This is a genomic window from Nocardioides sp. SYSU D00038 (genome assembly GCF_016924665.1).
Taxonomy (GTDB): Bacteria; Actinomycetota; Actinomycetes; order Propionibacteriales; family Nocardioidaceae; genus Nocardioides.
This window is the reverse complement of the sequence record NZ_JAFFJT010000007.1, coordinates 132,658-145,949: the sequence shown is the minus strand read 5'-3', so window position 1 is coordinate 145,949 and position 13,292 is coordinate 132,658. Positions and strand designations below refer to the sequence as shown.

The window sequence follows — 13,292 nt, the reverse complement described above, 5'->3', positions numbered from 1 at the left end:
GGTCGGACCGCCGACCGCGGTTCAGGTATCTTGACGTCAAGGAACTTCGAGCCCTCAGGAGCACAGGCAGCCCATGGCCAAGATCATCTACACCCACACCGACGAGGCGCCGCTGCTCGCGACGTACTCCTTCCTCCCGATCATCGCGGCCTACGCCGCGAAGGCGGGTGTGGAGGTCGAGACGCGCGACATCTCCCTCGCCGGCCGGATCATCAGCCAGTTCCCCGACCGCCTGACCCCGGAGCAGCAGCTCCCGGACGCGCTCGCCGAGCTCGGCGAGCTGGCGACCCGGCCCGAGGCCAACATCATCAAGCTGCCCAACATCTCCGCCTCGATCCCGCAGCTCAAGGCCGCGATCAAGGAGCTGCAGGGCCAGGGCTACGACCTGCCCGACTACCCCGAGTCGCCCAGCACGCCCGAGGAGCAGGAGGCCCGGGCCCGCTACGACAAGGTCAAGGGCTCGGCGGTCAACCCGGTGCTGCGCGAGGGCAACTCCGACCGCCGCGCCCCTGCCTCGGTCAAGAACTACGCCAAGACCCACCCCCACCGGATGGGCGCCTGGTCCAGCGACTCCAGGACGAACGTCGCCACGATGGGCAAGGACGACTTCCGCTCCAACGAGCAGTCCGTGGTCGTGCCCGCCGACGACACGCTCCGCATCGAGCACGTCGCCGCCGACGGCACCGTGACCGTGCTCAAGGACGCCGTGGCCGTGCAGGCCGGCGAGGTCGTCGACGGCACCTTCATGAGCGTCGCCGCGCTGCGCCGCTTCCTCACCGAGCAGGTCGCCCGGGCCAAGGCCGAGGGCGTGCTCTACTCCGTGCACCTCAAGGCCACGATGATGAAGGTCTCCGACCCGATCATCTTCGGCCACGCCGTCCAGGCGTTCTTCCCCACGCTCTTCGAGCAGTACGGCGAGGCGCTGGCCGCCGCCGGCATCTCCCCGAACGACGGGCTCGGCGCGCTGCTCTCCGCGGTGGAGTCGCTGCCCGAGGGCGAGGCGATCAAGGCCGCCGTGCAGCAGGGCCTGGCCGACGGCCCGGCCCTGGCGATGGTCGACTCCGACAAGGGCATCACCAACCTCCACGTGCCGAGTGACGTGATCATCGACGCCTCGATGCCCGCGATGATCCGCACCTCGGGCCACATGTGGGGCCCCGACGGCAACGAGGCCGACACCCTCGCGGTGATCCCCGACTCCTCCTACGCCGGCGTCTACCAGACCGTGATCGACGACTGCCGCGCCCACGGCGCGTTCGACCCCGCCACCATGGGCTCGGTGCCCAACGTGGGCCTGATGGCCAAGGCGGCCGAGGAGTACGGCTCCCACGACAAGACCTTCGAGGTCCCGGCCGCCGGCACCGTCCGGGTCGTGGACGGCTCCGGCGCGACGCTGATCGAGCACACCGTCGAGCCCGGCGACATCTGGCGCGCCTGCCAGACCAAGGACGCCTCGATCCGCGACTGGGTCAAGCTCGCCGTCACCCGGGCCCGCGCCACCGGTGCCCCGGCGGTGTTCTGGCTCGACGAGACCCGGGCCCACGACGCGAACCTGATCGCCAAGGTCACCGACTACCTCGCCGAGCACGACACCGACGGCCTCACGATCGAGATCATGGCGCCGGCCGAGGCCACGGCGTACTCCCTGGAGCGGATCCGCCGCGGCGAGGACACCATCTCGGTGACCGGCAACGTGCTGCGCGACTACAACACCGACCTGTTCCCGATCCTCGAGCTCGGCACCTCGGCGAAGATGCTGTCGGTCGTCCCGCTGATGAACGGCGGCGGCCTGTTCGAGACCGGCGCCGGCGGCTCGGCCCCCAAGCACGTGCAGCAGCTGGTCAAGGAGAACTACCTGCGCTGGGACAGCCTGGGCGAGTTCTTCGCGCTGGCGGCCTCGCTCGAGCACCTCGCCGGTCACGCCGACAACCCCGGCGCCAAGGTCCTCGGCGACGCCCTCGACCGGGCGACGGAGACCTTCCTCAACGAGGACAAGTCCCCGACCCGCAAGGTCGGCGGCATCGACAACCGCGGCTCCCACTTCTACCTCGCCCTCTACTGGGCCCAGGAGCTGGCCGGCCAGACCGACGACCCCGACCTGGCGGCGGTCTTCAAGCCGTTCGCCGAGTCGCTGGCCGCCGACGAGGACAAGATCGTCGCCGAGCTCAACGGCGTGCAGGGCAGCCCGGCCGACATCGGCGGCTACTTCCGCCCCGACCCGGCCAAGGCCGACGCCGTGATGCGGCCCTCCGCCACGTTGAACGAGGCGCTCGCCGCGCTCTGACTGGCGGCCGACCGATCACGACGGGCACGGGACCGGCCGGGCCGGGGGTGAGGAACCTCCCGCCCGGCCGGCTCGTTCTCCCGGGCATGACCCCCCGTGCCGCGCTGGCCGCGCCCGCCCTGCTCGTCGTCCTCTCCGCGGGCGCGCTCACCGGCTGCTCGGAGGCCGAGGACGCCGTCAACGGCGCCACCGACCGGGCCGCCTGCGAGGTCGCCCAGGCCGCCGTCGACGAGGTGGCCGACCAGGCGCGCTCGCTGGCCGACCGGATCGGTGCCGACCCGCAGGCCGCGCGCCGCGAGCTGTCGGCGCTGCGCGACACCCTGGCCGCGGCCGAGAAGGGCCTCGGCGGCGAGACCCGCGAGCAGGTGCGCCGGGCCCGCGACGCCGTCGACGCGTTGCTCGCCGAGGCCAAGCAGGCCGCCGACGGCTCGCAGGTCGACGACGCCGTGGTGCGCGAGTCGCGGCGCGAGCTCGACCGGGCGGTCGAGGAGCTCTCGCAGGTGTGTTGAGTCACGCCTGACCCGGGACGGGCCCGCGAGGAATAGGTGTCCGCGGGGGACGGGTTGGACGATGAGTGCCGATGACCGCGACCGCCCCCGCCCGCACCGACCAGCCGAAGGCCACCCACTTCCTGCTGGCCGTGCTCGCGCTCGCCCTCGGCGGGTTCGCGATCGGCACCACCGAGTTCGTGACGATGGGCCTGCTGCCGCAGGTCGCCGACGGGGTCGAGGTGTCGATCCCGAGTGCCGGTCACCTGATCTCGGCGTACGCCGTCGGGGTGGTTGTGGGGGTGCCGATCCTGGCGATCTTCGGCTCGCGGCTGCCGCGGCGGGCGATGCTGATCTGGCTGATGGTCGCCTACGCCGCCTTCAACCTGATGAGTGCCGCCGCGACCAGCTTCGGCGTGCTGTTCGTGGCCCGCTTCCTCGACGGGCTGCCCCACGGCGCCTACTTCGGCGTCGCCTCCCTCGTCGCGGCCAGCCTGGCCACCCCCGAGCGCAAGGGCCGGGCGGTGGCGAGCGTGATGCTCGGCCTGTCGTTCGCCAACGTCGCGGGCGTGCCGGCCGCGACCTGGCTCGGCCAGCACCTCGGGTGGCGGACGGCGTTCGTCGCGACCGCGCTGGTGGCGCTGCTGACGGTGGTGATGATCCTGGCGTTCGTGCCCTCGGTGCCGGGCGACCGCGAGTCGGGCGCCCGGCGGGAGCTGTCGTCGTTCATGCGCAACGGCGCGGCCTGGCTGACCCTCGCTGCGGCCGCGATCGGCTTCGGCGGCCTGTTCGCCGTCTACAGCTACATCGCACCGATCGTCACCGACGTGGCCGGGCTCGGCGAGGGCGCCGTGCCGGTCTTCGTGCTCGGCTTCGGCCTCGGCATGGTGGGCGGCACCTGGCTGGCCGGCGAGCTGGCGTCGTGGTCGGTGTTCAAGTCGCTGATCAGCGCCGGCATCGGCACCGCGGTCGCGATGGTGGTCTTCTGGCTGGTTTCCCCGCACGGCTGGTGGCTGCTGCCGGTGGTGTTCTCGGTGACCGCGATCGGCTCGGTGCTGGTGGTCAACCTCCAGCTCCGGCTGATGGACGTCTCCGGCGACGCCCAGACGTTGGGCGCGTCGATGACCCACGCCGCCCTCAACGTCGCCAACGCGCTCGGGGCATGGCTCGGCGGCCTGGTGATCGCCGCCGGGCACGGCTACCGGTCGCCGGCGCTCGTCGGGCTCGGGCTGTCGCTGCTCGGCGTCGCCGTGCTGGTGTGGTCGGCGCGGGTCGACCGCCGCGACCCGGCCGGCAGCGCCGCCCACTCGGTGTCCAGCACGTCGTAGAGCGCGAGGTCGGCGCGCCCGGTGCGCACCAGCGCGCCGAGCCGCTCGACGCCGTAGCCGCGGTAGCCGAGCGCCTCGAGCACGCCGCGCGAGGCGGCGTTGTCGACCGCCGCACCGGCCCGCACCCGCCGCACCCCGCCGGCCGTGAACGCGTGCGTGGTCGCGGCCGCCACCGCGCGCCGGGCGACGCCGCGGCCGCGGGCCTCGGGGTGGGTCCAGTAGCCCATCTCGACCACGACGCCCGGCACCCGGCCGAACCAGCCCACCGACCCGAGCACCCGGTCGGGCGCGGCGGGGTCGACCACGGCCCAGTTGACCGCCTCGCCCGTGGCCAGGCGCGCGGTCGTGCCCTCGAGCCAGGCCCGCGCGTGGTCGAGCGTGTACGGCGTGGGGTACTGCCCCAGCCAGCGCGCGCACTCGGGGTCGTTGATGCCCTCGACGACCCGCGCGGCGTCGTCGGGCCGCCAGGCGCGCAGTAGCAGCCCGTCGGCCTCCGTCTCGACCGGCTCGAGCCAGGGGGTCGTGGGGGAGCGGGGGTCGTCGGCGTGCAGCAGGCCCACCCAGGTGTCGTGCAGGTCGCCGCGCTGCGGCTGCCAGCCGCGCAGGGTGCCGTCGCAGGAGAAGCCCAGCCGCCACGCGAGCTTGCGCGACGCCCAGTTGCCGACGTGGGCCCACCACGACACGACCCGCACGCCCTGCTCGTCGAACCCCCAGTCGAGCAGCAGCCGCAGGGCGCGCTCCATCACCCCGTGGCCGCGGGCGGCCGGGTGGGCGCCGTACCCGACCTCGGCCCGCCCGTCCCCCAGCCGGCGCAGGTCGACCGAGCCCGCGAACCGCCCGTCGACGTCGACCGCGAACAGCCACGACGCACCCTCGGCCCAGCGCCGGGGCGCGAACTCCTCCACGAACTCCCGGGCGTCGTCGCGCGAGTACGGCACCGGGACCGTCGTCCACCGCTGCGACTCCGGGTCCTGGCACTGCTCCCAGACGCCCTCGACGTCGTCGGCCCGGAGCGCGCGCAGGGTGACGGTGGGTCCGTCGGGGGCCGGGTCGACCAGGGTGGGGACGTCGGGCATGCGGAGCACCCTGCCAAGGCCTTCCGCCCGGGGCAAACCGCTTTCAGCGGCGGCGCAGCGCCTCCTGCCCGCCGGTGATGGTGCGGACGAGCACGATCCAGCGCCAGAGCGCGATGCCCAGCACGAGGGTCGCAACCACCTCCAGGGCGGGCAGCGCCCCGACCACGTCGGGGTCGGTGGACGAGGCGACCGCACCCGTCGCCTGGTTGAGGACGATCCACGACAGCCAGCAGGTCCACCACAGGGCCAGCCCGCGGGTCGCGCCGCGCTCCACCGAGACCTCCTGGGCGTCCTTGACGACCTGCAACGGGAACCACACCGACACGATCGGCACCCACCAGCCGAGCCACGCCCAGACCGGGCTGCGCCGGAACTGGTACTCCGGCTGGAGCAGGCCGGCGTTCTTGCGAACCCCGTAGAGCCAGGCGCTGTTGAGCGCGTAGGCGCCGAGTCCGACCGGCAGGAGCAGGAAGATGGCGAAGTCGTAGGCCGTCAGCACGTCGGCCGCCGACCCGCCGGCCTCGATCTCCTCGCGGTAGCGGGCGGCGGCGGCGAACGACGTCGCCGCCAGCGCCAGCTGCACGATGGTCAGGGCGCTCGCGAGGATCAGCGCGGCGATCGCGAGTCCGCTCGGCACCTTGAGCTGGCTGGCGTACGCGAAGCGCTGGGCCGGGGCCGGGCATCCGTATGCCGCGGCGCCGTAGTAGGCCGCCGGAGCGACCGGCGGCGGCCAGCCACCGGGCGGGGGATTCGGCTGGGTGGGATTCGGCTGGGTGGGATACGGCTCGGTGGGATACCTGGGCAACGGCGGCGGCCCGGTCGGGGGCGGCCCTGCCTGCTGGGGCCTGGGGTCCTGCGGTTCGGTCACGGCGCTCGCCTCCGGTCGTGGGGTGCCTGCGGGTCAAACCGAGCAGCCGCCCCGGGGTTACGGTCCGGCTCCGGCGTGCGCGAGACCGGGTCCGGCGCCGGTGCCGAGCCCCTGACAGAATCCTCCGCATGTCCACCTCGACCCAGCCCGAGGTCGCCGTCCCCGCCGCGCCGGCGGGCGGCGCCCGCCCGCGGGTGCTCTCCGGCATCCAGCCAACGGCCGACTCGTTCCACTTCGGCAACTACCTGGGCGCGCTGCGGCAGTGGGTGGACCTCCAGCGCGACCACCAGCCGTTCTTCTTCATCGCGGACCTGCACGCGATCACCGTCGAGCAGGACCCGAAGGTGCTCCGCGAGCGCACCCTGCGGGCCGCCGCCCAGCTGCTGGCTGCCGGTGTCGACCCCGCCCGGTCGTCGATCTTCGTGCAGAGCCAGGTGCCGGCCCACGCGCAGGCCGCGTGGGTGATGCAGTGCCTCACCGGCTTCGGCGAGGCCCGCCGGATGACCCAGTTCAAGGACAAGTCGGCCAAGGGCGGCGAGGGCGCCGCCAGCGTGGGCCTGTTCACCTACCCGATCCTCCAGGCCGCCGACATCCTGCTCTACCGGCCGCACTACGTGCCGGTCGGCGAGGACCAGCGCCAGCACCTCGAGCTGACCCGAGACCTGGCCCAGCGGTTCAACCACCGCTACAAGAAGACCTTCCGGCTCCCCGAGCCCTACATCCTCAAGGCCACCGCCAAGATCGCCGACCTGCAGGACCCCACCGCCAAGATGTCGAAGTCGGGCTCCTCGCCCGCCGGCATCATCGACATGCTCGACGACCCCCGCGCCAGCGCCAAGAAGATCCGCTCGGCGGTCACCGACTCCGAGTCCGAGATCCGGTTCGACCCCGAGACCAAGCCGGGGATCAGCAACCTGCTGACGATCTTCAGCGCCCTCACCGGCACCCCGATCACCGACCTCGAGGCGGAGTACGCCGGCCGCGGCTACGGCGGCCTCAAGGGCGACCTCGCCGACGCGGTGGTGACCTTCGTGACGCCGTTCCGGGAGCGGACCCTCGAGCTGCTCGACGACCAGGCCCACCTCACCGAGGTGCTCGAGCAGGGCGCGGTCACCGCCGGCGCCGTGGCCGAGGCGACGCTGGCCGACGTCTACCAGCGGGTGGGCTTCGTCGCCCGCCCGAGGCGGTCCGGGCGCCCCGAGTAGGTTGGATCCATGCCGACGATCGGAGTGGCCGTGGCCATCCCGGAGCCCTGGGCCAGCGAGCTCCAGGACTACCGGACCTCCGTCGGCGACGCCACGGCGGCGATGATCCCGACCCACATCACGCTGGTCCCGCCCACCGAGATCCCCGACGCCGCCCTCACCGACGTCGAGACCCACCTCGAGGGCGCGGCCGGGGCTGTGTCGGCGTTCGAGGTGCACCTGCGCGGCACCGGCACCTTCCGCCCGATCTCGCCGGTCGTGTTCGTCTCGCTCGCGGCGGGGATCTCGCAGTGCGAGCAGCTCGCCGACGCCGTACGGCGGGGGCCGCTGCGGGTCGACCTCGAGTACCCCTACCACCCCCACGTCACCATCGCCCACCACCTCGACGACGCCGCCCTCGACCGCGCCTTCGACGAGCTGTCGGACTTCGAGTGCCGGTTCCGCGTCGACGACTTCCAGCTCTACGTCCACGACGCCACGCTGGGCTGGCGGCCCACGCGGTACTTCCCGCTGCCCTCGGGTACCTAGGAGGCATGGCCTCCCTGAAGGAACGGCTCCAGACCCGGGTCGCGGAGGTCCGCGAGCGGCGTCCGCTCGTCGACCACCTGGTGCGGATGCAGGAGCACTACGGCGAGGTGAAGGCCGGGCAGCAGGCCGGCGCGGTGACCTACTTCGGGTTCCTCTCGTTCTTCCCGATCCTGGCGCTGTCCTTCTTCGTCGTCGGGTACGTCTCGCAGGTCTACCCCGACGCGCGCGAGAACCTCACCGAGGCCATCGACGCCGTGCTGCCGGGCCTCATCGGCACCGGCGAGTCGCAGGTGCAGCTGGCCGACATCGAGGCCGCCGCCGGGGCCGTGGGCCTGGTCGGCCTGGCCGGCGTCCTCTACTCCGGCCTCGGCTGGCTCTCGGCCCTGCGCGACGCGCTGATCACCGTCTTCGAGCTGCCGGCGTTCGAGCAGCCCAGCTTCGTGCTCGGCAAGGTCCGCGACCTGATCACGCTGGTGGTGATCGGCGTGGTGCTGATGCTGGCCGTGGGTGTGACGGGCTTCGTCTCGGGCTTCTCCCAGGACGTCCTCGGCTGGCTGGGGCTGGGCGCCGAGCTCGGCTGGCTGGTCACGGTCCTCACCATCGTCCTGGGCCTGGCCGCCAACATGGTGCTGTTCTTCGCGATGTTCCGGCTGCTCGCCGCCCCCGACGTGCCGCAGCGCTCGCTGTGGTCGGGGGCGCTGCTCGGCGCGGTCGGCTTCGAGGTGCTCAAGCAGCTCTCGGGGCTGCTGCTGCGCTCGACCGAGGGGCAGCCGGCGTTCCAGGCGTTCGGCATCGCGCTGATCCTGCTGGTCTGGATCAACTACTTCTCCAGGGTGGTGCTCTACGCGGCGGCGTGGGCCTGGACGACGGCGGCCGCCCGCGCGGCCCGACCTCGGACCGAGCCGCCGCCGGTGCAGGGCCCGCCGCTACCCTCGCTGGAGGACCTGCCCGCCGGTCGGCCCGGTCCGTCGCACCACAAGGCGGCCTTCGCGGCCGGCGCCGCGAGCGCGGTCGCCGCCGTGGCGGTCCTGCGGAGAAAGGAGCGCACCAGGTGAGGCTCGAGCGGAGGCACGGCTGGTTCCTCGTCGGCGTGGCCGTCTGGAACTTCGTGACCTGGGCGATGTTCGCCCGCAACCTCTACGACGCCCACTCCTCGGGCGAGGACCGGCCGCGCGGCTACTGGATCGCCCACTCGGTGCTGATCTGCGTCAACCTGGTCCTCGGCGTCGCGTTCCTGCGGCTGGGCCGCCGGGTGCTGCGCCGCGGCTGAGCCGGGCGCAGTGGTCACGTACGGTACGGGCTTGTGACTCGACGGTGGCCGCGCCTGGCCGGCACCCTGGCCGCGTGCCTGCTGCTCGCCACCGCCTGCAGCGAGCCGCCCCCCGCGCTGCCCAACTCCGGCGGCCCCGGTCTGGGCGTCGACCGGAACGGCGCGGCGACGTACGTCGCGCTCGGCGACTCCTACTCCGCTGCCTACGGGGTGCCGCAGGTCTACGACGTGTGCCTGCGCTCGTCGTCCAACTACCCCTCCCAGGTCGCCGCGGAGCTGGACCTGCCGTTCGTCGACGTCACCTGCGTCGGCGCCACCACCCGCGAGCTGTTCCGGGGTGGCCGGATCCGCACCGAGAAGGTCCCCGCCCAGCTCTCCGCGCTCACCGAGGAGACCCGCGTCGTCACCCTCGGCATCGGCGCGGAGGACCTCGGCCTCTTCGGCGCACTCGTCCCCATGTGCATCGGGCTCGCCTCCGAGAGCCCCTACGAGGCGCCGTGCGCCACCGGCTACAGCCAGGCCAAGGACGCGGTCGAGCAGCTGGCCCGCAACTTCGAGAGGATGCGCCGCGGCGTCACCCGCGGTCTCGCCGCCATCCACGAGAAGGCCCCCGAGGCCACCGTCTTCCTGGTGGGCTATCCCCAGATCGTGCCCGCCCGCGGAACGTGCGAGGACCTGCCGATCGCACCCCAGGACTACCCCTGGCTGCGGCAGCTCTTCGTCCAGCTCTCCGACGAGCTGCGCACCCTCGCGAAGCAGGGTGACGCCGTCTACGTCGACCTGCTCCCCGCCAGCAAGGGCCACGACATCTGCGCCAAGAGGCCGTGGGTCAACGGCATCAAGCCCCGCAAGAACGACGCCGCCCCCCTCCACCCGTTCCTCACCGGCCAGACCGGCGCCGCCCGGGTCGTGCTGCGCTCGATCATCGAGGAGCTCCCCGCCCTGGCCCGCTGATCCGCGTGCCGCCGACGCCCCCTCGGGTGTCGCCGACCCGGCGTTAATTGACGACGGCTCGGCGAGACCTGACCCGCCCGGTCAACCAGCGGAGGGGGATGACTCGGCGTCACCCGCCACGTAGACCCACCGCCCGCCCCGCTGCTGGAACCGGCTCCGCTCGCGCAGGACGCCCGCCACCCCGCCGCGGTCGTACGACGCCTCGAACTCGACCCAGTCGGGGCCGGCGGCCAGAACGGTGAGGCCGGTCCAGGTGAGGGTGGGGTCGGGGGAGAGGTCGGTGGGCCGGGTGCGGGGGTGCCAGGTGCGGAACACGTGGTCGAGGTCGCCGACGGCGTAGGCGGAGTAGCGCGAGCGCATCAGCTCCTCCGGGGTGGCGGCGAGGGCGGCGCCGCGGTGGAGCCGGCCGCAGCAGGCGTCGTACGACGGGCCGGCGCCGCAGGGGCAGGGCTGCTGGAGGGCGGGGACCACGACGACCACCTTGCCAGCCGCAGTAGCGTGAAACCGTGACGTCTCCCGCCATCTCGACCCTCGGAGAGCTGCGCGCCTCCGGCCACGTCCACAAGGACCTCCGCACCGAGATCCGCGACAACCTGCTCGCCGCGTTGAGGGAGGGCCGCGACCCGTGGCCCGGCCTGCACGGCTTCCGCGCGACGGTCATCCCCCAGCTCGAGCGGGCGCTGATCGCCGGCCACGACGTGGTGCTGCTCGGCGAGCGCGGCCAGGGCAAGACCCGGCTGCTGCGCACCATGGTCGGCCTCCTCGACGAGTGGACGCCCGTGATCTCCGGCTCCGAGCTGGGCGAGCACCCCTACGACCCGATCACCGTCACGTCGCAGGCCGCGGTCGCGACCTACGGCGACGACCTGCGGATCTCGTGGCGCCATCGCGACGAGCGCTACGCCGAGAAGCTCGCCACCCCCGACACCAGCGTCGCCGACCTGATCGGCGACGTCGACCCGATGAAGGTCGCGGAGGGTCGCAGCCTCGGCGACCCCGAGACCATCCACTACGGGCTGATCCCGCGCAGCCACCGCGGCATCGTGGCGATCAACGAGCTGCCCGACCTCGCCGAGCGGATCCAGGTCGCGATGCTCAACGTGATGGAGGAGCGCGACATCCAGATCCGCGGCTACGTCCTGCGGCTCCCGCTCGACGTGCTGGTGGTGGCCAGCGCCAACCCCGAGGACTACACCAACCGCGGCCGGATCATCACCCCGCTCAAGGACCGCTTCGGCGCCGAGATCCGCACCCACTACCCCACCGAGCTCGAGGACGAGGTGTCGGTCATCCGGCAGGAGGCCGACCTGGTCGCCGAGGTACCCGACTACCTCGTCGAGATCCTGGCCCGGTTCACCCGCAACCTGCGCGAGTCGAGCTCGGTCGACCAGCGCTCCGGGGTGAGCGCCCGCTTCTCGATCGCCGGCGCCGAGACGATCGCCGCCGCGGCGATCCACCGCGCGACCGTGCAGGGCGAGGACGAGGCCGTGGCCCGCGTGGTCGACCTCGAGACCGCGGTCGACGTGCTGGGCGGCAAGATCGAGTTCGAGACCGGCGAGGAGGGGCGCGAGGCCGAGGTGCTCAACCACCTGCTGCGCACCGCGGTCGCCGAGACCGTGCGCCACCACTTCCGCGGGATCGACTTCGCGCTGCTGGTCGACGCGATCGAGTCGGGCGTGATGGTGACCACCGGCGAGCAGGTCACCGCTCGCGACTTCCTGACCGGGCTGCCGGTGCTGGGGGAGTCGGACCTCTACGACCAGGTCTGCGACCGGCTCGGGGCGACGAACGACGGGCAGCGCGCCGGCGCCATCGAGCTGGCCCTCGAGGGGCTCTACCTCGCCCGCAAGATCGGCAAGGACTCCGACGGCTCCGAGACCGTCTACGGCTGATCCGACCGGCCCGGACGGGCTATGGCCCGGGGCGGCGGCGAGCAGTAGTTTGCCGCTGTCGCCTAGCCAGGAGCATCCCGTGGTCACCACCGCCCGTCGTACCCTCGCCGCCGCCGTCACCCTCGGCCTCGCGGCCCTCGTCGTGCCCACCACGTCCGCCGGTGCGGCGCCGGCCCGTCCGGTCCAGCCAGCCGCCAAGCCGACCCTCGGCGGCCCGTTCGAGGTGGACGGCGAGCCCGGGAAGATCAGCGTCGGCCCCGACGGCAACGTCTGGTTCGGCGTGACCGGCAACAGCGGGGGCAACGACCTCGGGCGGATCACCCCGAGCGGGACCATCACCTACTACGACCTCGGCTCGACCAGCGTCGGCTGGCTCACGCCCGGCCCGGACAAGAACCTGTGGGCCACGACCGCCACCGGTGTCGCCAGGATCCCGACCGGCGACCCCACCACCGTGGCCACCTTCACGATCACCGGCTTCAACCAGCCGGAGGGCATCGTCACCGGTCCCGACAAGAACCTGTGGGCCGTCGGCGGCGACACCCTCTACCGGGTGCCCCCCGCGGCTCCGACGACCGCGACGCCGTTCACCGTGGCCGGGATGCAGGGCAAGCAGGTGACCGCGAACGCGACGCACGTCTGGGTCGCCGACGCCGCGAACGGCAAGGTGCACGCGTTCAAGACCGACGGTACCCACACCTCGGTGGACGTCGGCGGCAACCCGCAGGGCGTCGTGGCGGGCGCCAACGGCCAGGTGCTCTACTCCAACCCCGAGAACGCCAACAACCACGTCGCGCGGCTGACGCTGGGCCGCGCGCCGCAGAAGACCGCGCTGCCCGGCACCGACCCGTCGTTCGGCGTCGCCTACGGCGCCGACCGGGCCTACTGGGTCGGGCTGTTCCTCACCCGCAAGATCGCGCGGATCACCGCCGACGGCACCAAGACCGAGTACGGCACCTTCCCCGACCCCTACAAGCCCCGCTACGTCACCGCGGGCGCCGGCGGCACCATCTGGGCCTCGCTGCAGGACCCCGGCAGCGACGGCGCGATCGGCCGGGTCACGGGTCTCGACGTCGACAACCGCGCCACCGTCACCCTCAAGAGCACCCGGGTGAAGGTCAAGCGCGGCAAGGCCCAGCTGCGGCTGAAGTGCCCCGCCAGCGAGCGGAGCGGGCCGTGCTCGGGCAAGGTCACGCTGAAGAAGATCGGCAAGCCGCGCAAGCACGGCTCGAAGAAGTGGTCGGCGCGGGCCGGCCGCACGGTCACGGTCAAGGTCGGGCTCAAGGGCCTGCGGGTCCCGCACGGTGGGGTGCGGGTGCTGGCCGTGATCGAGGTCAAGGACAAGGCCGGCAACAGGCGGACGATCCGGAAGAAGATCCGCCTGGTGCGTTGACGACCC

At 72.9% G+C, this 13,292-nt stretch carries 12 protein-coding genes and 1 pseudogene; 10 read left to right on the top strand and 3 right to left on the bottom strand.

Going from position 1 to position 13,292, the window contains the following annotated elements; all coding sequences use genetic code 11:
• The first annotated feature begins 73 nt into the window (after nt 1-73).
• From JT721_RS02990 to JT721_RS20645, 3 genes are all read left to right on the top strand, one after another.
• Nucleotides 74-2,284: an NADP-dependent isocitrate dehydrogenase gene (locus JT721_RS02990; protein ID WP_205471410.1), complete on the top strand. Its 2,211-nt coding sequence runs from the start codon at nt 74-76 to the stop codon at nt 2,282-2,284.
• A gap of 86 nt (nt 2,285-2,370) precedes the next feature.
• Nucleotides 2,371-2,793, top strand: a complete 423-nt coding sequence (locus JT721_RS02985; protein WP_205471409.1) for a hypothetical protein — start codon at nt 2,371-2,373, stop codon at nt 2,791-2,793.
• Between the two features lie 71 nt (nt 2,794-2,864).
• A complete protein-coding gene (locus tag JT721_RS20645) occupies nt 2,865-4,100 on the top strand; it encodes an MFS transporter (protein WP_240340006.1) in 1,236 nt (411 codons plus the stop codon).
• 71 nt (nt 4,101-4,171) lie between these two features.
• Here the strand turns inward: JT721_RS20645 and JT721_RS02980 are convergent.
• Together JT721_RS02980 and JT721_RS02975 are read right to left on the bottom strand one after the other, a co-directional pair.
• Nucleotides 4,172-5,176, bottom strand: a pseudogene (locus JT721_RS02980) (GNAT family N-acetyltransferase); the annotation flags it as partial.
• Between the two features lie 43 nt (nt 5,177-5,219).
• Nucleotides 5,220-6,044 carry a DUF4328 domain-containing protein gene (locus JT721_RS02975; protein WP_205471407.1) on the bottom strand — a complete coding sequence of 275 codons (825 nt, stop codon included), beginning with the start codon at nt 6,042-6,044 and terminating at the stop codon, nt 5,220-5,222.
• Nucleotides 6,045-6,172: 128 nt separating this feature from the next.
• Here JT721_RS02975 and trpS point away from each other — a divergent pair, with 128 nt between their 5' ends.
• The 5 genes from trpS to JT721_RS02950 are packed head-to-tail and all read left to right on the top strand — an operon-like array spanning nt 6,173 to nt 10,001.
• Nucleotides 6,173-7,249, top strand: coding sequence for a tryptophan--tRNA ligase (gene trpS, locus JT721_RS02970; RefSeq protein WP_205471406.1), 1,077 nt, complete (start codon nt 6,173-6,175; stop codon nt 7,247-7,249).
• A 9-nt stretch (nt 7,250-7,258) separates the two neighbouring features.
• Nucleotides 7,259-7,777 carry a 2'-5' RNA ligase family protein gene (locus JT721_RS02965; RefSeq protein ID WP_205471405.1) on the top strand — a complete coding sequence of 173 codons (519 nt, stop codon included), beginning with the start codon at nt 7,259-7,261 and terminating at the stop codon, nt 7,775-7,777.
• Between the two features lie 5 nt (nt 7,778-7,782).
• Nucleotides 7,783-8,832 (top strand): YihY/virulence factor BrkB family protein, encoded by a 1,050-nt coding sequence (locus tag JT721_RS02960; RefSeq protein ID WP_205471404.1) that lies wholly within the window; start codon nt 7,783-7,785, stop codon nt 8,830-8,832.
• A complete protein-coding gene (locus JT721_RS02955; RefSeq protein WP_205471403.1) occupies nt 8,829-9,047 on the top strand; it encodes an SCO4848 family membrane protein in 219 nt (72 codons plus the stop codon). The genes JT721_RS02960 and JT721_RS02955 overlap by 4 nt, the downstream gene beginning before the upstream one ends.
• 33 nt (nt 9,048-9,080) lie before the next feature.
• Nucleotides 9,081-10,001 carry an SGNH/GDSL hydrolase family protein gene (locus JT721_RS02950; protein WP_205471402.1) on the top strand — a complete coding sequence of 307 codons (921 nt, stop codon included), beginning with the start codon at nt 9,081-9,083 and terminating at the stop codon, nt 9,999-10,001.
• Nucleotides 10,002-10,082: 81 nt separating this feature from the next.
• Here JT721_RS02950 and JT721_RS02945 read toward each other — a convergent pair whose 3' ends face one another.
• Complete coding sequence (locus JT721_RS02945; protein ID WP_205471401.1) at nt 10,083-10,472, bottom strand: YchJ family metal-binding protein; 390 nt, start codon at nt 10,470-10,472, stop codon at nt 10,083-10,085.
• 35 nt (nt 10,473-10,507) lie between these two features.
• On the opposite strand from JT721_RS02945, the gene JT721_RS02940 reads away from it, so the two are divergent.
• Nucleotides 10,508-11,893 (top strand): sigma 54-interacting transcriptional regulator, encoded by a 1,386-nt coding sequence (locus JT721_RS02940; protein WP_205471400.1) that lies wholly within the window; start codon nt 10,508-10,510, stop codon nt 11,891-11,893.
• Nucleotides 11,894-11,972: 79 nt separating this feature from the next.
• Nucleotides 11,973-13,286, top strand: coding sequence for a hypothetical protein (locus tag JT721_RS02935; protein WP_205471399.1), 1,314 nt, complete (start codon nt 11,973-11,975; stop codon nt 13,284-13,286).
• The last annotated feature ends 6 nt before the right edge of the window (nt 13,287-13,292 follow it).